Genomic DNA, 23,909 nt, shown 5'->3' with positions numbered 1-23,909 from the left:
ACTATACAAGAGCATGATATGAAGAAGTGGCCTCGAACCGGTATTCACCCGGCATGGGGACTGCTTCTTTTTTTTGTTGCCTTATATGAATTGTTCTTCGGAAAGAGGCTATAAGCGATCAAAGAACTGGGTACAATAAGAATAAATGCAAAGCGCGAACATTTGAGAAGAACCCTCTTGGCAAAATGAAAAAATGTGCTATAATGATATCAAAGTCAAAGAAAGTCAAAGTCAACGAGAGGGTTCGCCGATTTTGATTGTGGTTAAAATTAACGTATATGCAAGGCTCTGTGCGGACGTGTAAGATCACTATCCGTCTTAACGTTTCAAACAGTGGAGGATGAACAGACCAATGCGTAATATCTCTGATATTATCGAACAATACCTGAAGAGCATACTGCAGGAAAGTCCGGAGGGTACCGTTGAAATTCAACGGAACGATCTGGCAGAGCAATTTTCTTGCGTTCCTTCCCAGATTAACTACGTGATCAGTACACGGTTCACGCTGGAGAAGGGCTTTCTTGTCGAGAGCAAGCGCGGCGGGGGCGGGTACATACGCATCCAGCGTATCGAGCTTCCCCAGCATACTGCACTCCAGCAGCATCTTCATCATACCATTGGCAGCATGATTGACCAGACGGTGGCTGAAGGATTGATTTACCAGCTGGAGGAATCCCGGTTTTTAACCAAGCGGGAGGCCAGCCTGATGCGGGCCGCCATTTCAAGGGAGTGCCTCAATGTGAAGCTTCCTTATCGGGATGAGCTGCGTGCAAGGATTATGAAGGCGATGCTTATTTCTTTATTAGGTAAGTGAGTCTGTGTAAGGGGGCATCGGATTATGTTATGCCAAGAATGCGGTAAACGGCCGGCGACACTTCATTTCACCAAAATTGTGAACGGGGAGAAAACGGAGTTTCATTTTTGTGAAACCTGTGCCCGTGAAAAAGGGGAATTGATCCCCGGCACGTCGAATGGTTTTTCTATACACAGTTTGCTGTCAGGTCTTCTGGATCTGGATCCTTCAGGCAAGGGCCAGAGTCCCGGCGCAAAAACGGCCCAAACGCTGCAGTGCGAAGAATGCGGTATGACGTATTCCCAGTTCAGCAAGCTTGGCCGGTTCGGCTGCAGCTCGTGTTATAAATATTTCTCGGATCGATTGGATCCATTGTTTAAGCGAGTCCATGGGGGGACTTCCCATGTCGGCAAAGTGCCGAAGCGTACGGGTGGCCGTATTCAGATCAAACGCCAGATTGATGAGCTTAAGAAGGAGCTTCAAATTCGGATCGTGCAGGAAGAGTTTGAAACGGCTGCCGAGATCCGGGACCAAATCCGTGAGCTGGAGCGAAATATGGCTCAGGGATAAGATGGTAAGATTTTGCACTTTAGTAGGAGGAATGCGTGATGTCTAATCTCCGGTTTACCGATTCGGCGCTGAGCGAGTGGATGCGCGGGAACGGTCAGGATTCCGACATTGTCATCAGCACCCGTGTCAGGGTGGCGCGCAATCTGCAGCATCTTCCTTTCCCGCTGCTGGCAACGGATCAGCAGTCGGGAGAAGTGCTAGAGCGCCTGACGAATGTGCTGAAGAATAAGGACGATTTGCAGGATTTCGGGGATTTACATGTAATTAAATTAAGTGAGATTGATGAGCTGGATAAGAAGGTTCTTGTTGAGAAGCATCTAATCAGCCCCAATCTGGCGAATGAGTCCCGAAACGGTGCCGTCATCCTTACTGAAGATGAATCCGTCAGCATTATGATCAATGAAGAGGATCACCTGCGCATACAGTGTTTATATCCCGGATTTCAGGTTCGTGAGGCATGGGCACGTGCGACGGCGCTGGATGACGTTTTTGAATCCGAGATCGATTATGCGTTTGATGACAAACGAGGTTATCTTACGAGTTGTCCGACGAATGTCGGCACCGGCCTTCGCGCATCGGTCATGATGCATCTGCCCGCTCTTGTTATGACACAGCAGATTAACCGGATTCTCTCGGCTGTATCGCAGGTAGGCTTGACCGTAAGAGGGATTTACGGTGAAGGCAGCGAAGCGTTAGGCAACCTGTTTCAAATCTCGAATCAGATTACGCTCGGTCAAACCGAGTCCGAGATCATTGAGAATCTTCACAGCGTCGCCTTGCAAATCATCGAGCATGAGAAGAATGCCAGAGCCCGGCTCTTGGGTGAATCCAAGCTCCGTATTACGGATCGGGTGATGCGCTCCTATGGCATACTGTCCTATGCAGCGGTGATGGATTCGAAGGAAGCGGCCCAGCGATTGTCGGATGTTCGGCTTGGTGTGGATCTCGGCCTTCTGGAAGGCCCGGAAATCCCGGTCATGAATGAACTGAATGTGAAGACGCAGCCGGGCTTTCTGCAGAAGACCTATGGAGAGGGTATGACTCCTTCCGAACGCGACATGTACAGGGCTAAGCTCATCAGAGAAACATTGGGTAACGATTAAGGATCTATACTCGTTTTACAGATGGATGACGGTTTAAGCGTCCTATAGCTGACGATACACCGAAATCCGCGAGGTTCAATATATTAATTGAAACGTGGAGGTGCAATACTATGATGTTTGGCAGATTTACGGAACGTGCACAAAAGGTGCTTGCATTGGCTCAGGAAGAAGCGGTACGTCTGGGGCACAACAATATCGGCACAGAACATATCCTGCTAGGACTTATTCGTGAAGGAGACGGCATTGCAGCCAAAGCGCTGATCGGACTTGGACTTGGTCTTGAAAAAATTCAGGATGAAGTCGAAACATTAATCGGACGCGGACAGGAGCAGCCTACCAACATTGCTTATACGCCTAGAGCGAAAAAGGTAATTGAGCTCTCCATGGACGAAGCTCGTAAGCTTGGTCATACCTACGTAGGTACGGAGCATATTCTGCTGGGGCTGATTCGTGAAGGCGAAGGGGTTGCCGCACGTGTGCTGAACAACCTTGGCATTAGTCTGAACAAAGCCCGGCAGCAGGTGCTGCAGCTGCTCGGCAGCAGCGAAGCGGTATCGAGCCATCATGGCACGCCGCAAAACGTAAGCACGCCTACACTGGACAGTCTCGCTCGCGATCTGACCGCCATTGCCAAGGAAGGCAATCTGGATCCGGTCATTGGCCGCAGCAAAGAAATCGAGCGCGTGATTCAGGTACTGAGCCGCCGTACGAAGAACAACCCGGTGTTGATTGGTGAACCAGGGGTAGGTAAGACGGCGATTGCGGAAGGCCTGGCCCAACGCATCATTAACAATGAAATTCCAGAGACACTGCGTGACAAACGCGTCATGACGCTGGATATGGGCTCGGTTGTTGCTGGAACGAAATACCGCGGCGAGTTTGAGGATCGCTTGAAAAAAATTATGGATGAGATTCGTCAAGCGGGTAACATTGTTCTGTTCATCGATGAGCTGCATACCTTGATCGGTGCAGGCGGTGCAGAAGGTGCGATTGACGCTTCCAACATCCTTAAGCCATCATTGGCACGCGGAGAACTTCAGTGCATCGGGGCAACCACACTGGACGAATACCGCAAATATATTGAAAAAGACGCTGCTCTCGAGCGCCGTTTCCAACCGATTACGGTGGATCAACCATCGCCGGAGGAAGCCATTCAGATTCTGTATGGATTGCGTGACCGTTACGAAGCGCATCACCGCGTAAAAATTACGGATGAAGCGATCGAGCAGGCCGTGAAATTGTCCGACCGCTACATTACGGACCGCTTCCTGCCGGATAAAGCGATTGACCTGATTGATGAGGCCGGTTCGAAAGTTCGCCTTCATACGTATACCATACCGCCGAATCTGAAAGATCAGGAAGCGCATCTGGAGGACATCCGCAAAGAGAAAGACGCAGCTGTCCAAAGCCAGGAATTCGAGAAAGCTGCAGCGCTGCGCGATACGGAGCAGAAGCTTCGTGAAGAACTTGAAATCACGAAGAATCAATGGAAAGAAAAACAAGGACGTACCGATTCCGAGGTAACTCCGGAGGATATTGCCGACGTTGTAGCCAACTGGACCGGTATTCCTGTAAATAAACTGAAAGAAGAAGAGACCGAGCGTCTTCTGAATCTGGAAGAAATTCTGCACAGCCGCGTCATCGGTCAAGAGGAAGCGGTCAAAGCAGTGAGCCGTGCCGTTCGCCGGGCACGTGCAGGCCTGAAAGATCCGAAGCGTCCAATGGGCTCCTTCATCTTCCTGGGTCCTACCGGGGTAGGTAAAACCGAGCTGGCACGCGCCCTTGCGGAGGCGATGTTCGGAGACGAGAATGCGGTTGTACGGATCGATATGTCCGAGTACATGGAGAAGCATTCCACATCACGTCTCGTCGGAGCGCCTCCGGGATATGTCGGCTACGAAGAAGGCGGTCAGCTGACCGAGAAGGTACGCCGCAAACCTTATTCCGTTGTGCTGCTCGATGAAATCGAGAAGGCGCACCCTGAGGTATTCAACATCTTGCTTCAAGTGCTGGAAGACGGACGTTTGACCGATTCCAAGGGCCGCGTGGTGGACTTCCGCAACACACTGATCATTCTTACCTCCAACGTGGGAGCGGAAGCAATCAAGAAGAACTCTACGCTTGGCTTTACTGCGGTGACGGATGCAGGCCGCGATTATAACAACATGAAAGGCAAAGTGATGGATGAACTCAAGAAGAGCTTCCGTCCAGAGTTCTTGAACCGGATTGATGAGATCATCGTGTTCCACTCTCTGGAAGAGAAACACATTGCCGAGATCGTGACTTTGATGTCCGACGAGCTGCGTAAGCGTCTGAAGGAATTCGAGGTGCATTTCGAGCTCACCGACAAGGCGAAGGCCTTCATCGCCAAGGAAGGATACGATCCGGCCTTCGGTGCTCGCCCACTGCGCCGGGCTATCCAGAAGCACATCGAGGATCGTCTCTCCGAGGAGCTGTTGAAAGGTACTGTGGCCAAGGGCGACTCGCTCGTCATCGATGAAGCGAATGGCGAACTGGTTGTGAACAAGAACGAAAGTGTCACTGCCGCATCAGCAGCCGAAACTGAATAAGTTGGAACAACAACACCGCCCCGCTGGATTTAAATCCGGCGGGGTTTTTGATTTTGATATTAATGGAAGATGAAGGTTTTGTATGGGGCACAAATTTGGATGCTCAGAAGTTATGTAAATGAAATGATCGGGGCTGTTTAAATCGGTAAATTAATTAGGCAAAGGGATGATTAGCGAATTAGGAGAACAGATCCTCATGTATCAACCTAGCGGAAAGGACGGAATCGTTCTGAAGAAGCGACAGCGTTCGCCTTTAAAACGGGGAAACGACCATGATTCCAATTCCAGTTTCCTGGTTTTAACAGCGATCGTAAGAACGATCCGACAGCAATGCGGACATGTATGGTTTACATGTATTTATTTTGATAAATTGCAGCAAAAATAATGTCGATCTGCCCCCGACCCTTCAAATTTGAAACAAATCCTTCTCATCCCGCGTAAAGTTTCCGATTAGCCTTTACGTTGAATTATAAGAAATGGTAAACTTTGAGTAATGCCTGATTTTGCAGGGTTTTACGGAATCCGACAAATGATGTGCGACATAAAGGAGACTCACATGGCAAAAACTAAAACGAAATTTTTCTGTACCGAATGCGGCTATGAAGCGCCCAAATGGTTCGGAAAATGTCCGGGCTGCCAATCATGGAATTCCATGGTAGAAGAGACCGAGACGGTAATCAAGACGCAGGGGATGAATTCCCCTCTTTTTCATAGTAAAGAAAAACCCCTTTCGATCATAAATATAGAAAGCGGTAAAGAACCCAGAATCCAGACGGGCATTGCGGAATTGAACCGTGTGCTCGGGGGCGGGCTTGTCCCGGGCTCGCTGGTGTTAGTCGGCGGTGACCCCGGCATCGGCAAATCCACGCTGCTGCTGCAAGCCTCCAACCGATTGGCCCAGAACGGCATTCGCGTTCTGTACATTTCCGGTGAGGAATCCGTACGCCAGACCAAACTGCGTGCAGATCGGCTCGGGGCGCTGTCCCCGGAGCTGTTTGTCCTCTGTGAAACCAATCTGGAATCGATCGAGGAAGCCATTGAGAACGTGCAGCCTGGCTTTGTTGTCATTGACTCCATTCAGACGGTGTATTTGCCGGAGGTAACCAGTGCGCCGGGAAGCGTATCCCAGGTACGGGAGTGTACGGCACGCTTCATGCGATTGGCGAAGGTGAAGGGCATAGCGACCGTTCTGGTTGGTCATGTGACCAAGGAAGGCGCTATTGCAGGCCCAAGGATGCTGGAGCACATGGTGGACTGTGTGCTTTATTTTGAAGGAGAGCGTCACCACACTTACCGTTTGCTTCGCGCGGTGAAGAACCGTTTCGGTTCGACGAATGAGATTGGCATTTTTGAGATGGGTGAGGATGGGCTTCGCGAAGTCGGGAATCCATCGGAACTGTTTTTATCTGAACGGCCTTTAGGGGTAGCGGGATCGACCGTTGTTGCAAGCATGGAGGGAACGCGCCCGGTTCTGGTCGAGCTGCAGGCGCTCATCTCCACAACCCACTTCCCGTCACCGCGCCGGATGGGTACAGGGGTGGACCACCACCGCATGAACCTGATCATTGCCGTGCTGGAGAAACGGATGGGCATGTACCTGCAAACCCAAGACGCCTATCTGAATGTAGCTGGCGGCGTGAAGCTTGATGAACCAGCGGTAGATTTGGCCATAGCGGTTAGCATTGCATCCAGCTTCCGAGACATTCCGACCAAGCCGTATGATGTTATCTTTGGCGAGGTTGGTCTGACCGGCGAGGTTCGCGCCGTTTCCAGAGCGGAACAAAGAGTAAGGGAAGCCGAGAAGCTGGGCTTTAAGCGCGTACTCATGCCGGAGAAGAGTTTGAAGGGATGGAAGCATCCGAAAGGAATACAAATTATAGGAGTAAACACCGTTGCAGATGCATTAGCGGTTGCGTTAGATTAGGGGGCATACGAAGGTGAAAGAAACGAGCCAACTGGACAAAATGAATGATTTGCTAAAGCTGGTAGCACCGGGAACGCCGTTTCGCGACGGACTGGAGAACGTGCTGCGGGCGAAGACGGGCGCCCTGATCGTTGTGGGCTACAGCCCGGAGGTAATGGAAGTTGTCGACGGCGGCTTCTCCATTAACTGCGATTTTTCGCCAAACTATTTATACGAGCTGGCCAAGATGGACGGCGCCATCATCCTGAGTGAAGACTTGAAACGGATCTTATATGCGAATACCCAGCTGATTCCGGATTCCTCGATCTCTTCCATCGAGACAGGGATACGGCACAGAACAGCGGAACGGGTAGCGAAACAGACAGGCAAGCTGGTTGTATCCATCTCGCAGCGGCGTAACATTATTACGCTGTATCAAGGATCGCTGCGATATGCATTGAAGGAAATCGGCGTCATCCTAACCAAGGCCAATCAGGCGATACAGACGCTGGAGCGATACCGCGTGGTGCTTAATCAATCGCTCACCAACCTTTCGGCATCTGAATTTGAAGAGCTGGTCACCATTCCGGAAGTCGTGAACGTGATTCAGCGAGTGGAGATGGTGCTCCGCATCAAGAAGGAGATCAAGCGCTATATCAACGAGCTTGGCAACGAAGGCCGTTTGATCAGCATGCAGATGGATGAGCTTGTGAGCAATATGGAGGAGGAGGCTTGGCTGCTGTATGCAGACTATGCCCGGGAGTACAGCGAGGAGAAGATCCGCGAGATCATTCTGGCGCTCAAGCGTTCAACGGATGAGGAGCTGCTGGACATTCACCATATTGTGCGGCTTCTTGGTTACCCGGCTTCCGCCGCTGCTTCGGAGGAAGAAATACTGCCGCGCGGTTACCGGATTTTGAACAAAATCCCGCGCCTTCCGAATGTGATCATTCGCAACCTGGTGGACCAGTTCCATGACTTATCCAGCATTATGACCGCTTCCATCCATGAGCTTGATGAAGTTGACGGGATCGGCGAGGTTCGCGCACGCACCATAAAAGAAGGCCTGAAACGTTTGCAAGAACAAGTATTCATTGACAGACAAATCTAAAAGCCCTACAATCGATGTTCGAACGTACATTAACGAGGTGAATATAAAAATGACGAAATCAATTCCGAACATGTTTACTTTAGGTAATCTGTTTCTCGGAATGATTGGTATCATCTTGGCGACGGAAGGTCGAACGAGTATGGCCGCCATTATGATTATCATTGCCATGCTCCTTGACGGACTGGACGGTCGGGTAGCTCGGGCCTTGAATTGCCAGAGCGAATTCGGTAAGGAACTTGACTCCTTATCCGATGTAATTTCTTTTGGCGTAGCGCCGGCACTCATTATGTATACCGTAGCATTTACGGATATCAATACCGCACTGGCTTGGACAGTGACCGCCATATTTCCGATGTGCGGCGCACTGCGGCTTGCAAGATTTAATGTTCGTCCGGGCATACCGGGTTATTTTATCGGCCTGCCGATCCCCGCTGCGGGAGGCGTGCTGGCAACCTTGGCGTTATTCCATGAAGAGATTACAGCACCTTATATGATTATTGCCGTATTACTGCTTTCTTACCTCATGGTTAGCGCAGTCAAGTACCCGAACTTCAAGAAGATTGGCATTCCGAAAACAGCGATTAAATTTACCCCGCTCGTCATCATTGGCGCAGTCATGGTTGCCGTGTTCTTTCCGGAGCAGACCTCCATGCTGATATTCTTGCCATTGGTCCTGTATGCAGGGTATGGCTTGCAGCAGAATTTTCGCAGGCTGAACCGCAAAAAACGGCGTAAAAAGGATGACTCCAATTCAGATGAGGCCTATCAATCCTCTGACCGATAAGCCAATTTCGGTCATATATCCAAATAAAAAGCATTTATTTCCCTGCTATTGCAGCGAGATAAATGCTTTTTTTGTATGCATGTGAGTACCTTGCCGTTTCGAACCGTCATCATGCTAGCGGCTTTACGACAGGTTAAAAATACCCAATGTGGAGCATTTCTGCGACTCCTTGACAACAACCTCATCCAGTTGAATGTCCAGAAGATTCGCAAGAGCAGACATATAAAACAGGTTGCGGCCAAGCTCGGTGCTTACCGCTTCACGGCAATTCTCGCACAGATGGCCTTCGACGTGCGTGCCGGCTAATTCCCGGGCTGATTCGAGATCAGCGCCGATATCGAAGGTTTGCTTCGTGGCGTGGAGCTCGATGCATCCGCATTCTGTGATGGCCTTGGTTACGGCCCGGTTGACTGAAGCATTGCTTTGACCATTTTTAGACAGAACATCCAAGAGACTGCGGTGACGGAGCAACAATTCGGAAACTTGGTCCTGAAAAGCCTGTAAACTAGGAGCGCTCATTTATACATCCACCTCGATATTATGAATTGAGTTCATTATATTCCACTACTTCAGGCGATTTCAACCAATTTCAGGTGTCTGAAGGCGGTCAATTCCATTCGTGAGGTGGATGTCAGTACACGTCAAAGCCTGATGGGGGTAGGCGAAACCGGTAGGATATGGGGATATGGAAATATAATAAAAAAACGTCAATCAGCGCATTTTGTACAGAAGACATACCGCATTTTGGAAGACGTTTATCATCCGATTATCCAATTTATTTGGTTTCACTGAACACTTTTACATTCGATAATCTTAAAAAAAGATGGGCCGGCACGATTACGACTTTATAAATTGGACCATACTGGAAAATAGAAGCAAGGATATTCAGGTATAAAAAGGAGGTGTGCGGAAGCTCATGGTAAAAAAAGCTATTTTAGCATTTACAGTATTATGCGGAGCATGGGGCGGGTATACGTTATATCATACAATGGAACGATCTTTCTCAGGGCTCTCGCCTATATTTGGACAAGGTTTATTTGCAGCGGGAAGCGGAGCCTTCGCGGTGCTTGGAGGATTATTGTTTGGCATGATCGGCGTGCTGTCAGCGGATCGGGTCACGAGATGGCTGCACAGCCTGATCACTTCGTTCTCCCGAATTCCGATGAATGAGCTGGCTGCGGGTACTGCCGGACTGTTGAGCGGCCTGCTGCTGTCTCTATTGCTGTCACCAGGTTTGTCCTTGCTAGGACAGGCTGGGCAGCTGCTGCAGGTTGGCATTACGCTGCTCGGCGGTTATATCGGGTTTCGCATTGGACTGGAGAAGAAGGATGAACTGGCTTCCCTGTGGATGTCGGGCAAGTGGAGTCAAGCTGCTGAGCCTGAGGGCCGGCGCATAGAGGAACATAAAATTTTGGATACGAGTGTCATTATTGACGGGAGAATTGCAGATATTTGCAAAACCGGATTTATCGAAGGAACGATTGTCATTCCTGAGTTTGTTCTGGAGGAGCTTCAGCATATTGCGGATTCTTCCGACCTTCTTAAGCGAAACCGCGGCCGGCGCGGCCTTGATATTTTGAACAAAATCCAGAAAGAGCTGGACGTCAAGGTACTCATTTATGAAGGCGACTTTGAGGAAATATCCGAAGTCGACAGCAAGCTGGTGAAACTGGCCAAAGTGCTTCAAGGCAAAGTAGTTACGAATGATTTTAACTTGAATAAGGTTTGTGAGCTGCAGGGCGTGTCGGTGTTGAACATTAATGATCTCGCCAACGCAGTGAAACCGGTGGTCCTGCCAGGGGAAGAAATTTTGGTGCAGATTATCAAGGACGGCAAGGAACATGGTCAAGGCGTCGCTTATTTGGATGACGGCACGATGATCGTCGTGGAGGGCGGTCGCGAGTACATCGGCACGATGATGGAGGTGCTCGTTACCAGCGTACTGCAAACCTCGGCGGGCCGGATGATCTTCGCGAAACCAAAACTGTTGGAAAAAGCCCAGTAAAGGGGTATGATGGGGATATACATATCCGCTATTCGTCCGTTTGTGACGTGTTGGGTGAGACAGGAGTTTGGTGCTTGATGAGTAACTTTGGCGCTGTCATTGTAGCGGCGGGAAAAGGAACGAGAATGGGCACCCGGGAGAGCAAGCAGTACCTGGCTCTGAACGGAAAGCCCATTATCGTTCATACGCTTGAAGCATTCAGCCGGATACCATGGCTGCAGGAAATTGTGCTTGTGACGGGGATGGAGGATGTCCCTCGCTGCGAATCCTGGATTCAGGAATACGGTTTGGACAAGGTGTCCGCTGTAATTCCGGGGGGAAGCGAGAGGCAGCAGTCCGTATACCAAGGCATCAAGCAAATTTCTTCAGAGTGGGTAATGATACATGACGGCGTAAGGCCGTTTGTAACGCAAGAGGAAATTGAAGCCTGCCGCGATGCGGCAATCCGTGAGGGCGCCTCGGTACTTGGGGTTCCCGTGAAGGATACGATTAAACAGGTGAACGGTGAGGGGTTGATTACAGGAACCCCGGACCGTCAAAGTCTGTGGGCCGTCCAGACCCCACAGGCTTTTCGTCTTTCCGATCTGCTGTCTGCACATGAGGCTGCAGCGAAGGATGGGTTTACAGGCACTGACGATGCCATGCTGATGGAGCGAGCAGGACATCCGGTAACCGTGGTGGAGGGGAAATACAGCAATATTAAGATCACCACACCGGAGGATCTGGAATATGCAGCTTTTTTACAGAATCGTAAGGGAGAGGACATGGGATGATTCGAGTAGGACAGGGGTTTGACGTACATCAGCTCGTAGAAGGAAGGCCGTGCATCATTGGAGGCGTTACTATTCCTTATGACAAGGGGCTTCTCGGGCACTCCGACGCTGACGTGCTGCTGCACGCCGTAACGGACGCGATCCTGGGGGCTCTTGGGCTTGGCGACATTGGTCGTCACTTTCCCGATAACGATCCTGCCTTTAAAGACGCCGACAGCCTGAAGCTTTTGGAACAGGTATGGATCATGGCGAAGGAACGCGGGTATACACTTGGTAATATCGATTCTACGATAATTGCACAGAAGCCGAAGATGGCACCCTATATTCCGCAAATGGCGGAAGTGATCGCCAAAGCGCTGGATGCCGATGTGGAGCAGGTTAACGTGAAGGCGACCACAACCGAGCAGCTCGGGTTTACCGGTAGGGGCGAAGGAATCGCCGCGCAATCGGTTGTCTGCCTCGTAAAAGGTATGCTATCATCTTGAAGTATGTGTTCAATAAGGGAGTTTTTTGAGCTGGGAATTTTGAAAGAATAGGGAAGCGGAGGGGTTACAATGACCGGAGAAGTCCGCGTGCGCTATGCACCGAGTCCAACGGGACATTTACATATCGGCAATGCCAGAACGGCATTATTCAATTATTTATTCGCCCGCAAGAACAACGGGAAATTCATTATCCGCATCGAGGATACGGATGTAAAACGCAACGTAGAAGGCGGAGAGCAAAGCCAGTTGAAATACTTGAAATGGCTGGGCATGGACTGGGATGAGAGCGTGGATGTCGGAGGCGAGTACGGACCCTATCGCCAGACCGAGCGTCTTGATATTTATAAAGAATATTGGCAGGATCTCTTGGATCGAGGGCTTGCTTACCGCTGCTACTGCACGGAGGAAGAGCTGGAGCAGGAGCGGGAAGAGCAGATGGCTCGCGGCGAAACGCCGCGCTATTCCGGAAAGCACCGGGATTTGACGGAAGAGCAGCAGCAAGCGCTTGAGGCTGAAGGCCGTGTGGCGAGCATCCGCTTCCGCGTTCCGGAAGATCGTATCTACACGTTCGATGACATGGTGAAGGGCACGATTTCGTTTAACAGCAAAGAGACGGGCGACTTCGTCATCGTCAAAAAAGACGGCATTCCTACCTACAATTTCGCGGTAGCATTAGACGATCATCTGATGAAGATCAGCCATGTGCTCCGTGGGGAGGACCATATCTCCAATACGCCGCGTCAGCTGATGATCTATGAAGCTTTTGGCTGGGAGCCGCCTCAGTTTGGACATATGACCCTGATCGTAGGCGAGGATCACAAGAAGCTGAGCAAGCGTAATGAATCGATCATCCAGTTCATTGAGCAGTATGACCAGCTTGGCTATTTGCCTGAAGCGCTGTTCAACTTCATCTCGCTGCTTGGCTGGTCTCCGGAAGGGGAAGAGGAAGTGTTCTCCCAAGAGCAGCTGATCTCGATCTTTGATGAGCAACGTCTATCCAAGAGCCCGGCGGTATTCGATACGAACAAGCTGGCTCATCTCAACAACACGTACATCAAGAATGCGGATCCGGATCGGATTGCGGATCTAGCCATTCCGCACTTGCAGAAAGCCAGCCGCTTGCCGTCCGAGCTTACGGCCGAGCAAGAGGAATGGGCGCGCGCGCTCGTCGCGCTCTATCAGGAGCAGATGACCGCTGTTTCGGATATCGTGGATCTGTCGGAAGTGTTCTTCCGTACGCATCTGGAACTGGACGCCGAAGGGATTGAAGTGATGGGCGGCGAGCAGGTGCCAGCCGTATTGTCGGCATTCCTTGCGAAGATCGAGCAGAGTGATGAGTTTAACGCTCCGAAGATTGCGGCGCTGATCAAGGAAGTCCAGAAAGAGACCGGATTTAAGGGCAAACAGCTCTTTATGCCGATCCGGGTAGCCTTGACGGGACAAACCCATGGCCGCGACCTGAACCAGACGATCTGGCTGCTGGGCAGGGATCGCGTGCTTGACCGTTTGCGCTCTCAGATCAAAGGCGCATAATTCGGGCGGCTTCACCGATAAACGTTCCTTGTCAGCCCGTATATGATCAGTTATAATTACACCAAACTATAAGTGAAATATTCTTTGATCTAGGTTAGGTAGCAACTACGGAGAAGCAGCGGAGAGGACGGAATTGTGCTGTAGAAGCGAAGCGTTCGCCTTTGTCTTCCGATTTCCACCTATGTGATATCGTTAAAAAAATCGGAAGGCAACAGCGATCGGAAGCACGATCCGTCAGCGCAGCGTCCCTAGTGAGCAACGCGGTCATTTATGAAACCTAGATCAACAAATATAAAACGTATTAAAAGCTACGATCAGGAGAAGTACGCGTAAAACAGGCACGTTCCAGAGAGGACAATCGGCAGAAGACAAGGACCACTTGAATTTGCCGGCTGAGAGTTGTCCCGTCGCCTGCAGCGGAAATGCACCTGTGAGCTGCATGGTTGAAGCGAACACAATCGTTAGATCATGCCGGTCGTCTGCCGTTAATGACATGAAGAGAATCGGTAGAATCCGTCCCTGACGAAGGGAGGAAGCTTGTGCCGGTTCTAAGCAGAGTGGAACCGCGGTCTAGCGCCTCTGCAGCGATAAGCTGCAGGGGCGTTTTTTATTTACAGGAATAACGATGGATAGCAAGTTGCATGCGCGATTGGAAGAGGGGAAAGAGGGAGCGTTCATGTTTAAACAGATGAAATCGGATATTCGGACAGTGTTCGAGAATGACCCGGCTGCCCGGGGACTTTTTGAAGTGGTATTCACCTACTCGGGGCTTCACGCACTGTGGGCGCACCGGGTAGCTCATGCATTATTTAAGCGGCGATGGTATACGCTGGCCCGGTTGATATCCCAGTTCAGCCGGTTTATGACAGGGATCGAGATTCATCCGGGAGCCCGTATCGGGCATCGGCTGTTCATTGACCATGGGATGGGGGTTGTCATTGGAGAGACCTGTGAGATTGGGGATGACGTGGTGATCTACCAGGGGGTTACCCTCGGTGGAACCGGTAAGGAAAAAGGCAAGCGGCACCCAACCATCGGTAACAACGTGGTCATCGGATCGGGGGCGAAAGTGCTAGGTTCCTTTACGATTGGGGATAACTGTAACATTGGTTCCAATGCAGTCGTATTAAGGCCTGTTCCCCAAAACAGCACCGTTGTCGGCAATCCGGGGAAAATTGTGAAACAGAACGGGGAGCGGGTGCGCGACCGGCTGGATCACACGAATCTGCCCGATCCGATTGTGGATATGCTCCGTTCGATGCAGAAGGAGATCGATCAGCTCCGGGCGGAGCTTCATGAGAGCAAACGAAACCAGCCTCAAGGCATGGTACCCGAGGCTGCTGTGTCTTCGGTCAAAGAAGAGTAAGCGCGTAAGCCGTGAAGGAATAATAAGCGATGGAATGAAAGGATTGAGATGATACCCTATGGCACTGCAAATCTATAACACGTTAACCCGTATGAAAGAAACATTTGTTGCTCAGGAACCTGGGAAAGTAAAGATCTACGTGTGCGGTCCTACCGTGTACGATTATATCCATATCGGGAATGCTCGGCCGATGATCTTTTTCGACGTGGTTCGAGCTTACTTTGAGAATCAGGGTAATGATGTGAATTACGTGGTGAACTTTACGGATGTGGATGACAAAATGATCCGGAAAGCCGAGCAAACCGGGACTACCGTTCCGGAGGTTGCGGATAAGTTTATTAACGCCTATTACGAGGATCTGGACGGTCTCGGCATACCAAGGGCGACATTAAATCCGCGGGTAACGGACAATATGGAGAGCATTATCGAATTCATCCAGGAACTCATTGACCGCGACTTTGCTTATGAGAACGGGGGAGATGTATTCTACCGGACCCGCAAATTTGACGATTACGGCAAGCTGTCCCAGCAAAATCTCGATGAGCTGCAATTCGGTATCCGGATTGAGGTGGATAAGCGGAAAGAAAACCCGGAGGACTTCGTTCTATGGAAAGCCGCGAAGCCCGGAGAGATCTATTGGAGCAGTCCTTGGGGCGACGGCCGCCCGGGCTGGCATATTGAGTGCTCTGCCATGGCCCGTCGTTATCTCGGGGATACGCTGGATATCCATGGCGGCGGCCAGGATCTGCAGTTCCCGCACCATGAATGCGAGGTTGCGCAGTCCGAGGCGCTGACGGGCAAACCGCTGGCGAACTATTGGATGCACAATGGATATATCCGCATCAATAACGAGAAAATGTCGAAATCGTTAGGAAACGGTGTATTGGTTAAGGAACTTCGTGAACAATATACAAAAGAAGCGATCCGCTATTTCATGTTGTCCACCCACTACCGCAACCCGCTCAATTATAGCGATGATGTGATGGAGCAGGCGCAGAACAGCGTGGACCGCCTCGCGAATGCGGCGGCTAATGTCGAGCATCGATTGAGTACTGCGATCGGCTCGAAGGACGATAACGTAAGCCGGGAAGTTGCGGATAAAATATCGGCCGTGCTTGTCGAATTTCACCAGAAAATGCAGGATGATTTCAACACGCCGGACGCCATCACCGCCATGTTCCAATGGGCCAGCGAGGCGAATCAGCTGCTGAAGGAGGCTTCGATTCCTGCGGCTGACCTGTATGAAGTGCTGCGCGCTTTCAACGATATGAACGGCGTGCTGCGCATCGTAAATACAGGCACGGATGAATTGCTGGATGAGGAGATTGAAGCTCTGATTGCCGAACGTATCGAAGCCCGGAAGAATAAAAACTGGGCCCGAGCGGATGAAATCCGCGACAAGCTGGCGGACGAAGGCATCGTGCTTGAGGATACGGCGCAAGGTATGCGCTGGCGGCGTAAATGAGCGGGCCTGAGCATCATGATCCCGCAGTAGGCTGGTTCGATTTTCCGCCGTCAAAGCCCGCCCGGTTAATCCCGCCGATCGTGCTTGCCTATATCGGGGATGCCATTTATGAGGTGGCGGTGCGGCAGTTTTTGATATCAAGAGCGAATCTCCGCCCTCATCACTTGCACCGGACGGCAACAGGATTTGTGTCGGCGAAGGCACAGAGTCGGATATTGGCTTTTTTGGATCCGGAGCTGACGGAAGAAGAGCGTGATGTTGTTCGTCAGGGACGCAATGCCAAATCAGGCAGCATCCCCAAAAATGCAGACGTTCTCGAATATCGGCATGCAACGGCATTTGAGACGCTTGTTGGGTATTTATATTATACGGGGGAGCAGGACCGTCTCCGTGAGCTGATCGGGAAGAGCATCGAGTTTATTGAGGGGTCTGTTAAATAGACCGTAGGACAATATGGCATCAACATTGAAACGATACAGCCGGTGTTTCTTCAGGGGACGCCGGCTGATATGCAGGAGGAGACCTACATGTTGCAAGAAGAGGAAGTAGTGGCTGGTAAGCACTCCGTAACGGAAGCGCTCAAATCAGGACGTACGATCAACAAAATATGGATTGCCGAAAATGCGCAAAAGCATCTGACCCTGCCGATCATCGCGGAAGCGAAGAAATTGGGCATTGTCATTCAGCATGTGGACAAACGCAAGCTGGATCAGATGGTTCCGGGGGTTCAGCATCAAGGCGTGGTTGCCCAAGCGGCACCCTATGCTTATGTGGAAGTGGAAGATTTGCTGAAGGTCGCGGAGGAAAAAGGCGAACCGCCTTTCCTGCTGCTTCTTGATGAGATCGAGGATCCGCACAATCTGGGTTCGATTCTCCGAACGGCAGACTGCACGGGTGCTCATGGCGTCATACTGCCTAAGCGCAGATCGGCACAAGTTACGGCAACGGTGTCCAAAACATCAGCCGGCGCAGTAGAGTATGTGCCCGTAGCCAGAGTGACCAATCTGGGCCAAACCATCGATCAGCTGAAGGAAATGGGCGTGTGGGTTGTCGGCACCGTCGTTGACGCGGTACAGGAATTGTATGACACCGAGGTTTTTGACGGACCGGTCGCTATCGTTATCGGTAATGAGAATAAAGGGATGGGGCGTCTGATCCGTGAGAAATGCGATGTGCTTGTGAAACTGCCGATGGCCGGAAAAATCAACTCGCTTAATGCTTCGGTTGCCGCAGGTGTCGTCATGTACGAAGTGCTTCGCCGTCGCCGCCTTCAAGGTTAGCAATGATGGCCGATTGGCGGGATGTGCTGCTGGTCGACGGTTATAATATGATCGGCGGCTGGCCATTTCTTGCGAAGCTCGCCAATAGCAGCATGCATGAAGCGCGAGACATGCTGCTTGAGAAATTAGCGGATTACCAGGCGTATTCAGGCCTCAGAGTCGTGGTGATTTTTGACGCATACCGGGTTCCTGGATTGGGGAAATCCTACACGCAAGGCAAGGTTCAGGTGTTTTTTACGAAGGAGAAGGAAACGGCCGATGAGTGCATTGAACGGTTAGTCGGAGAGTTCAGCCACCGCCGGCGAAAAATTTATGTGGCGACCAGCGATTTAATTGAGCAGCACGTGATTTTTGCTCGGGGAGCACTCCGGCTGTCCGCCCGGGAATTGCTGAACGAAGTGGAGCAGAGCGAGCGCGAAGTGAAGCAGAAAATAACGAAAGAGCAGACCAAGAGCAGGAATACACTTGACGGGAAGCTGCCGCCGGATGTGAGACAGATGTTCGAGCGCTGGCGAAGGGAATAGTGTTGTTTTACACAATAGGGACGAAAGGTCGGCTCATTTGGAGAATGAAACGGTATATGAATCTACGAAAAAGTTTACATTAAATGTTATTATCAGTCTATTTTAGGTAGAACGTGGTTGACGGTCTAGTAGACATCATATATACTTGTCATATATTTCAAGCGAGTGACGGGCTACCGTGCGTTCCGGGCCGGAGGGATTCTATTGAGTGTGGACCTCAAGGAAGTCATGTTGTCAGGGTATGATGTGATAAGCGATGAAGACATTGTCGAGGCGGTCCGCGAGGGTGATAGCGGGGCGCTGGAGTATTTGATCAATAAATACCGGAATTTTGTACGTGCTAAAGCCCGCTCTTATTTTCTGATTGGTGCTGACCGGGAAGATATTGTCCAGGAAGGCATGATCGGGCTGTACAAGGCAATTCGTGATTTTAAAGGGGATAAGCTGTCCTCGTTCAAGGCCTTTGCCGAGCTCTGCATTACCAGACAGATTATTACGGCAATTAAGACCGCTACGAGACAGAAGCATATTCCGCTCAATTCGTATGTCTCATTGGACAAGCCGATTTATGATGAGGATTCGGACCGTACGCTGCTGGATGTCATTTGCGGTACTGCGGTAAGCGATCCGGAGGAACTGATCATTAATCAAGAGGAATTTGTCGGCCTGGAAGACAAGATGTCAGAAATCTTAAGCGATCTGGAACGAAAAGTCCTGATGCTCTATTTGGACGGTCGATCCTATCAAGAGATTGCGGTAGATTTAAGGCGTCATGTAAAATCGATTGACAATGCACTCCAACGGGTAAAGCGAAAGCTTGAACGTTATCTGGAAGTCAGGGATAATTAATAGCAAGTGTCGGATAAGAAGCAGAAGGCTCAATCAGAGCCTTTTTTTAATTGCCTGATCGTTTTTAAATCAGAATGGCCGGCGAAGGATCTGCGTATCCTTTGTCGTTAGTATCATTTGTTGGCAGATAGGATAGGACGATATTCAAAGATGTTCATTTTCGCAAAACGCAAAATGTGTAATATTTGGTGTTTCATCTGTTGGAAGATTGAACATACTGGATATAGACTAAATGCTATGCAGGATGGACAAAGACTGTGAAACGCCACAGTTTTTTACAGCGAGTTGTTTACAATATTCCGGGGACTCATTCCCTGGTTTAGCTGGCAATGGCATTTATTGCAGCCCGCAATCAGAGAGAAAAAGGCTTGAAATGGCGCTATCCTTGTGATAAAGTGTTTTAGGTAGGCCTAAATTCGCGTGTTTTATGAATGGATCGTTGTTACAGCTTTTGGAACAACGGTTTTATTCATCTCGCAGAAATAACCGGGTTTCGATGAGAACAAGGTTGTTTCTACTAGGATCAATATCGATTCTTCTGACAAAGAAGGACGTCTTCGGGAGGTGCACATCATGCGGGTAATTATCACTTTGGCTTGTACAAGCTGCAAACAAAGAAACTACACAACCACCAAAAACAAGCGAAATCACCCCGACCGCATGGAGATGAAGAAATTTTGCAAGTTCTGTAACGAGCAAACTCCTCATCGCGAAACCAGATAGTTTTCTTTTGGAGGTGTAGTCGGCGTGAAACGTGGTTTCAAGTCTCTGTTTTCCTTTTTCTCTGAAAGCTGGGCGGAACTTAAAAAAGTTCGCTGGCCTAATCGTAAAGAACTGACGAACTATACTTTAATTGTTCTCGGCACCATTGTGTTTGTCACGATTTATTTTTGGGTTGTAGACATCGGTATTTCCGCTGTGATCGAAGCGATAATTTAGAAGGGTCCCAGGTGGCTTGATATGGAAAAAAGATGGTACGTAGTTCATACCTACTCTGGGTATGAGAATAAAGTCAAAGCCAATTTGGAAAAACGTGTCGAGTCCATGGGCATGGAGGACAAAATATTCCGCGTTCTTGTTCCGATGGAAGAAGAAATCGTAAACAAAGACGGCAAGAAAAAAACCGTCATGCGTAAAGTTTACCCGGGATATGTCTTGGTCGAAATGATTCAGACCGATGATTCTTGGTATGTTGTCCGCAATACACCAGGAGTGACCGGTTTTGTTGGTTCGACAGGGTCCGGTTCTAAACCGACGCCTTTGCTTCCAGAAGAAGTAGAACAGATTCTGAAGCATATGGGCATGGAAGAGCCGAAACCGAAGATCGAATTCGACATCAAGGAATCCGTTCGTATCAAGGTTGGTCCTTTTGCGAATTTTGTGGGCTCCGTGGAAGAGATTTTGGCTGAAAAGAGCAAGTTGAAAGTTCACGTCAACATGTTTGGACGGGAAACCCCGCTGGAGTTGGATTATACTCAAGTGGAGAAGATCTAATTCTTCAGGTTTCTTGTGGGAGGGCGTATCAAAGCGTCCGCTACCACTATTGATGCAAGGAGGTGTCAACCATGGCTAAGAAAGTTATCAAGATTGTGAAACTGCAAATTCCTGCAGGTAAAGCGAATCCGGCTCCTCCAGTAGGTCCTGCATTGGGTCAAGCGGGTGTCAACATCATGGCATTCTGTAAAGAGTTCAACGCACGTACTGCTGATCAAGCTGGTCTGATCATTCCGGTTGAAATTTCGGTGTTTGAAGATCGTTCCTTTACATTCATCACTAAAACTCCACCGGCTGCTGTTCTGCTTCGTGTGGCTGCTAAGATCGAAAAAGGATCCGGCGAGCCTAACAAGAAGAAAGTTGCTACCGTTAAGCGTGACGCTGTTCGTCAAATCGCTGAAACAAAAATGCCTGACCTGAACGCTGCATCTGTTGAAGCTGCAATGAAGATGGTAGAAGGTACTGCCCGTAGTATGGGTATCACAATCGAAGACTAATTGTCTTTCGATTGAAACCGGACTAGGTTCGGATTATGTGGGAGGAATTTCCGCTAACACCACAAAGGAGGAAAACAAACATGGCTAAACACGGTAAGAAATACGTTGAAGCTGCGAAGCTGATTGACAGCGAAGCAACTTATGAGCCTTTGGAAGCTGTAGAGCTTGTGAAGAAGGCTGCAACTGCCAAATTCGACGAAACTGTTGAAGCGGCTGTACGTTTGGGTGTAGACCCACGTAAACAAGACCAGGCTGTTCGTGGTGTTGTTGTCTTGCCTCACGGCACAGGTAAAACACAACGCGTTCTGGTATTTGCAAAAGGTGAAAAAGCGAAAGAGGCAGAAGCTGCTGGCGCTGATTTTGTTGGCGATCAAGACATGATCAACAAAATTCAACAAGGCTGGTTCGAGTTCGATGTCTGCGTAGCTACACCTGATATGATGAGTGAAGTCGGTAAACTTGGCCGTCTGCTCGGTGGTAAAGGCCTGATGCCTAACCCTAAAGCTGGTACGGTTACATTCGATGTTGCTAAGGCTGTTCAAGAAATCAAAGCCGGTAAAATCGAGTACCGTCTGGACAAAGCAGGTCAAATTCACGCGCCAATCGGCAAAGTGTCTTTCGATGCAGCTCAACTGAATGAGAACCTTAAAGCTCTCATCGATGCATTGAATCGTGCGAAACCAGCTGCTGCTAAAGGTGTATACCTGAAAGGTATCGCTGTTTCCTCGACAATGGGACCAAGCGCTCGCGTGAACACAACCGTTTACAGATAATATTACCATTGACTTTGGTCAATGAGGTTTGATATTATGTAACAGTTGTGAGTCTTCGAGACTGACCCTTAAAGTTGAATATGCTTACCGTAGACAGTAGGTGCCCTAAGCAGGCTTAATTTCCTACCGAGGTGTTATGATAGAACGTCAACAATTTGTCCGGTTACACCGGCCAAATGATGATTCATCAGGCCTTCGTGATTCTACGGAGGCTTTTTTAGTGCCCGTAGGAAGAGTGGAGAGCTTGGTGCTCTTACGCTACTAATACAACCAGGAGGTGTAATCATTGGCAAACGCAAAAGTGATTCAAGCGAAACAAGAAGCGGTTGATGTCGTTGCTGCTAAGCTGCGCGAAAGCGTATCGACAGTAGTTGCTGACTATCGCGGACTGAACGTTGCGCAAGTAACTGAACTTCGTAAACAGCTTCGTGAAGCTGGCGTCGAGTTCCAAGTACTGAAAAACACGCTGCTTCGCCGTGCAACTGCGGCAGCAGAGCTGACTGATCTGGACGAAGTCTTGACTGGTCCAACAGCTGTTGCATTTGGTACCAATGACGCTGTCGCTCCAGCAAAAATCCTCAACGATTTTGCTAAGAAAAACGACGCGTTGAAATTGAAAGGCGGCGTAGTAGAAGGCCGTGTAATCGGAGAGAGCGAAATTAAAGCTCTGGCAGAACTTCCGTCCCGCGAAGGTCTCCTCTCCATGCTCCTCAGCGTGCTTCAAGCTCCAGTGCGCAACTTCGCGCTTGCAGTTAAGGCTGTTGCTGAGAAGGAAGAACAAGGCGCATAAGCTTTGTCTTGCTAAAGCTGTGTAACAACAACTATAAAATCTTAATAATAAATGGAGGTTCAACCCAATGAGCAAAGAGCAAATCTTGGAAGCAATTAAAGGTATGTCCGTTCTGGAACTGAACGATCTCGTAAAAGCAATCGAAGAAGAATTTGGTGTAACTGCTGCAGCTCCAGTAGCTGTTGTAGGTGGCGCTGGTGCAGCTGAAGCTGCTGAGCAATCCGAATTTGACGTAATCCTGACTAGCGCAGGCGCGTCCAAAATCAACGTAATCAAAGTGGTTCGCGAAATCACAGGTCTTGGCTTGAAAGAAGCAAAAGAACTGGTTGACAACGCTCCAAAACCATTGAAAGAAAAAGTAGCTAAAGAAGAAGCAGAAGCTGTTAAAGCTAAATTGGAAGAAGCAGGCGCATCCGTAGAAGTTAAGTAATTAGCTTCTTGAGATTCACGCAGCAAGAATCAAACCCCTTGAATATTTGTTCAAGGGGTTTGTTATTGTGGCGGGGAGATCACGGGGTACTGATTCACCGCAAGAAAGGTTATACTGGGAATAAGAGTGCTTAAGAGCGAAATAGCTCAGGCGGGCAGACTTTGATTCAAGACGGAGGAAATGATGCCGAATCAACATTATTACTCGAATCAGCCGGAAATTGCTCATGACCGTAAGGAGTTAAAGACGGAGCTTCGGGGGCAGACTTTCAACTTTATCAGTGACGCGGGCGTATTCTCTAAGAGCGGCGTGGATTATGGCAGCAAGGTATTAATAGAGGCTATGAACTTTAGCCAGCATGCCGAAGTGTTGGATGTAGGCTGCGGATATGGTCCGATCGGTTTGTCGGCGGCAAGAATGGTTGCGCAAGGCCATGTGACGATGATCGACATCAATAGCCGTGCTGTCGAATTAGCCAAGGAGAATGCAAAACGTAACGGTATATCCAATGTGACCATCTTGGAGAGCGATTTGTTTGCTGCGGTGCAGGGTCAGCAATTTGACGTGGTTCTAACCAATCCGCCGATTCGTGCCGGGAAAGAGACGGTACATGCCATATTCGAAGAATCGTGGAAGCATTTGCGCGAGGATGGGCAGCTGTGGGTTGTGATTCAGAAGAAGCAAGGCGCACCTTCAGCGAAAGCGAAACTGGAGAGTTTATTTCATCAGGTAGAGGAAGTAACGAAGGATAAAGGATACCGGATATTTAAAGCGACTAAATCTTCTTAAAATAGTTCGACTAGGCTGTTGA

The 23,909-nt window shown here is 49.7% G+C and carries 27 protein-coding genes and 1 other annotated feature; of the genes, 25 read left to right on the top strand and 2 right to left on the bottom strand.

Annotated elements, in window-relative coordinates; translation table 11 throughout:
- The first annotated feature begins 352 nt into the window (after positions 1-352).
- From ACETK5_RS31715 to pssA, 7 genes are all read left to right on the top strand, one after another.
- Positions 353-814: a CtsR family transcriptional regulator gene (locus tag ACETK5_RS31715; RefSeq protein WP_071221042.1), complete on the top strand. Its 462-nt coding sequence runs from the start codon at positions 353-355 to the stop codon at positions 812-814.
- Positions 815-838: 24 nt separating this feature from the next.
- Positions 839-1,363, top strand: coding sequence for a UvrB/UvrC motif-containing protein (locus ACETK5_RS31710; protein ID WP_100541568.1), 525 nt, complete (start codon positions 839-841; stop codon positions 1,361-1,363).
- Between the two features lie 38 nt (positions 1,364-1,401).
- Entirely contained in the window at positions 1,402-2,466 is a 1,065-nt protein-coding gene (locus ACETK5_RS31705; protein ID WP_100541567.1) for a protein arginine kinase, read from the top strand.
- Between the two features lie 110 nt (positions 2,467-2,576).
- Entirely contained in the window at positions 2,577-5,036 is a 2,460-nt protein-coding gene (clpC, locus tag ACETK5_RS31700) for an ATP-dependent protease ATP-binding subunit ClpC (RefSeq protein WP_100541566.1), read from the top strand.
- A 556-nt stretch (positions 5,037-5,592) separates the two neighbouring features.
- Positions 5,593-6,960 (top strand): DNA repair protein RadA, encoded by a 1,368-nt coding sequence (gene radA, locus ACETK5_RS31695; protein ID WP_009594669.1) that lies wholly within the window; start codon positions 5,593-5,595, stop codon positions 6,958-6,960.
- Between the two features lie 13 nt (positions 6,961-6,973).
- Positions 6,974-8,050: a DNA integrity scanning diadenylate cyclase DisA gene (gene disA, locus ACETK5_RS31690; protein WP_009594677.1), complete on the top strand. Its 1,077-nt coding sequence runs from the start codon at positions 6,974-6,976 to the stop codon at positions 8,048-8,050.
- A gap of 49 nt (positions 8,051-8,099) precedes the next feature.
- Positions 8,100-8,834: a CDP-diacylglycerol--serine O-phosphatidyltransferase gene (gene pssA, locus ACETK5_RS31685; protein WP_164817531.1), complete on the top strand. Its 735-nt coding sequence runs from the start codon at positions 8,100-8,102 to the stop codon at positions 8,832-8,834.
- Between the two features lie 123 nt (positions 8,835-8,957).
- On the opposite strand, the gene ACETK5_RS31680 is transcribed toward pssA, so the two are convergent.
- The gene (locus ACETK5_RS31680; protein WP_071221035.1) at positions 8,958-9,353 is read right to left on the bottom strand and encodes a nucleoside triphosphate pyrophosphohydrolase family protein; all 396 of its coding nucleotides are present in this window, start codon (positions 9,351-9,353) and stop codon (positions 8,958-8,960) included.
- Positions 9,354-9,750: 397 nt separating this feature from the next.
- Between ACETK5_RS31680 and ACETK5_RS31675 the strand changes: the two genes are divergently transcribed.
- The 4 genes from ACETK5_RS31675 to gltX all read left to right on the top strand — a co-directional run bounded on the left by ACETK5_RS31675 (position 9,751) and on the right by gltX (position 13,630).
- Positions 9,751-10,839, top strand: coding sequence for a PIN/TRAM domain-containing protein (locus tag ACETK5_RS31675; protein WP_100541563.1), 1,089 nt, complete (start codon positions 9,751-9,753; stop codon positions 10,837-10,839).
- A 77-nt stretch (positions 10,840-10,916) separates the two neighbouring features.
- The gene (ispD, locus tag ACETK5_RS31670; RefSeq protein WP_326120791.1) at positions 10,917-11,612 is read left to right on the top strand and encodes a 2-C-methyl-D-erythritol 4-phosphate cytidylyltransferase; all 696 of its coding nucleotides are present in this window, start codon (positions 10,917-10,919) and stop codon (positions 11,610-11,612) included.
- Positions 11,609-12,097 (top strand): 2-C-methyl-D-erythritol 2,4-cyclodiphosphate synthase, encoded by a 489-nt coding sequence (ispF, locus tag ACETK5_RS31665; RefSeq protein ID WP_394059658.1) that lies wholly within the window; start codon positions 11,609-11,611, stop codon positions 12,095-12,097. The genes ispD and ispF overlap by 4 nt, the downstream gene beginning before the upstream one ends.
- Before the next feature lie 69 nt (positions 12,098-12,166).
- Positions 12,167-13,630, top strand: coding sequence for a glutamate--tRNA ligase (gene gltX, locus ACETK5_RS31660; RefSeq protein WP_394059657.1), 1,464 nt, complete (start codon positions 12,167-12,169; stop codon positions 13,628-13,630).
- A gap of 282 nt (positions 13,631-13,912) precedes the next feature.
- Here the strand turns inward: gltX and ACETK5_RS31655 are convergent, their stop codons facing one another.
- The gene (locus ACETK5_RS31655) at positions 13,913-14,125 is read right to left on the bottom strand and encodes a hypothetical protein (protein WP_326114805.1); all 213 of its coding nucleotides are present in this window, start codon (positions 14,123-14,125) and stop codon (positions 13,913-13,915) included.
- 181 nt (positions 14,126-14,306) lie between these two features.
- Here ACETK5_RS31655 and cysE point away from each other — a divergent pair, with 181 nt between their 5' ends.
- From cysE to ACETK5_RS31585, 14 genes are all read left to right on the top strand, one after another.
- Positions 14,307-14,996, top strand: coding sequence for a serine O-acetyltransferase (gene cysE / locus ACETK5_RS31650; RefSeq protein WP_100541559.1), 690 nt, complete (start codon positions 14,307-14,309; stop codon positions 14,994-14,996).
- A 58-nt stretch (positions 14,997-15,054) separates the two neighbouring features.
- Positions 15,055-16,461 (top strand): cysteine--tRNA ligase, encoded by a 1,407-nt coding sequence (gene cysS, locus ACETK5_RS31645; RefSeq protein WP_394059656.1) that lies wholly within the window; start codon positions 15,055-15,057, stop codon positions 16,459-16,461.
- Positions 16,458-16,901: a Mini-ribonuclease 3 gene (locus ACETK5_RS31640; protein ID WP_100541557.1), complete on the top strand. Its 444-nt coding sequence runs from the start codon at positions 16,458-16,460 to the stop codon at positions 16,899-16,901. The genes cysS and ACETK5_RS31640 overlap by 4 nt, the downstream gene beginning before the upstream one ends.
- 87 nt (positions 16,902-16,988) lie before the next feature.
- Positions 16,989-17,741, top strand: coding sequence for a 23S rRNA (guanosine(2251)-2'-O)-methyltransferase RlmB (gene rlmB / locus ACETK5_RS31635; protein WP_113061177.1), 753 nt, complete (start codon positions 16,989-16,991; stop codon positions 17,739-17,741).
- Between the two features lie 5 nt (positions 17,742-17,746).
- Entirely contained in the window at positions 17,747-18,265 is a 519-nt protein-coding gene (locus ACETK5_RS31630; RefSeq protein ID WP_100541555.1) for an NYN domain-containing protein, read from the top strand.
- Positions 18,266-18,469: 204 nt separating this feature from the next.
- Positions 18,470-19,114 carry an RNA polymerase sporulation sigma factor SigH gene (sigH, locus tag ACETK5_RS31625; RefSeq protein WP_006212942.1) on the top strand — a complete coding sequence of 215 codons (645 nt, stop codon included), beginning with the start codon at positions 18,470-18,472 and terminating at the stop codon, positions 19,112-19,114.
- 573 nt (positions 19,115-19,687) lie between these two features.
- Positions 19,688-19,837: a 50S ribosomal protein L33 gene (gene rpmG, locus ACETK5_RS31620; protein WP_006212941.1), complete on the top strand. Its 150-nt coding sequence runs from the start codon at positions 19,688-19,690 to the stop codon at positions 19,835-19,837.
- Positions 19,838-19,861: 24 nt separating this feature from the next.
- Positions 19,862-20,053 carry a preprotein translocase subunit SecE gene (gene secE, locus ACETK5_RS31615; RefSeq protein WP_006212940.1) on the top strand — a complete coding sequence of 64 codons (192 nt, stop codon included), beginning with the start codon at positions 19,862-19,864 and terminating at the stop codon, positions 20,051-20,053.
- A 21-nt stretch (positions 20,054-20,074) separates the two neighbouring features.
- Positions 20,075-20,608 carry a transcription termination/antitermination protein NusG gene (gene nusG, locus ACETK5_RS31610; RefSeq protein WP_006212939.1) on the top strand — a complete coding sequence of 178 codons (534 nt, stop codon included), beginning with the start codon at positions 20,075-20,077 and terminating at the stop codon, positions 20,606-20,608.
- Between the two features lie 71 nt (positions 20,609-20,679).
- On the top strand, positions 20,680-21,105 hold the full coding sequence (gene rplK, locus ACETK5_RS31605) for a 50S ribosomal protein L11 (RefSeq protein ID WP_076326233.1): 426 nt from the start codon (positions 20,680-20,682) through the stop codon (positions 21,103-21,105).
- A gap of 80 nt (positions 21,106-21,185) precedes the next feature.
- On the top strand, positions 21,186-21,878 hold the full coding sequence (gene rplA, locus ACETK5_RS31600; protein ID WP_009591966.1) for a 50S ribosomal protein L1: 693 nt from the start codon (positions 21,186-21,188) through the stop codon (positions 21,876-21,878).
- A gap of 69 nt (positions 21,879-21,947) precedes the next feature.
- Positions 21,948-22,106, top strand: a sequence feature (ribosomal protein L10 leader region).
- Positions 22,107-22,164: 58 nt separating this feature from the next.
- Entirely contained in the window at positions 22,165-22,668 is a 504-nt protein-coding gene (rplJ, locus tag ACETK5_RS31595) for a 50S ribosomal protein L10 (protein WP_009591975.1), read from the top strand.
- A 67-nt stretch (positions 22,669-22,735) separates the two neighbouring features.
- On the top strand, positions 22,736-23,098 hold the full coding sequence (gene rplL, locus ACETK5_RS31590) for a 50S ribosomal protein L7/L12 (RefSeq protein ID WP_076326231.1): 363 nt from the start codon (positions 22,736-22,738) through the stop codon (positions 23,096-23,098).
- Between the two features lie 183 nt (positions 23,099-23,281).
- Positions 23,282-23,887: a class I SAM-dependent methyltransferase gene (locus ACETK5_RS31585; protein WP_326114816.1), complete on the top strand. Its 606-nt coding sequence runs from the start codon at positions 23,282-23,284 to the stop codon at positions 23,885-23,887.
- The last annotated feature ends 22 nt before the right edge of the window (positions 23,888-23,909 follow it).

Origin of the sequence: Paenibacillus ilasis, from assembly GCF_043195395.1 — a bacterium.
GTDB classification, from domain to species: Bacteria; Bacillota; Bacilli; order Paenibacillales; family Paenibacillaceae; genus Paenibacillus_AQ; species Paenibacillus_AQ lautus.
The sequence above is the reverse complement of the archived record's forward strand: the minus strand, read 5'-3'. Positions and strand labels throughout refer to the sequence as shown.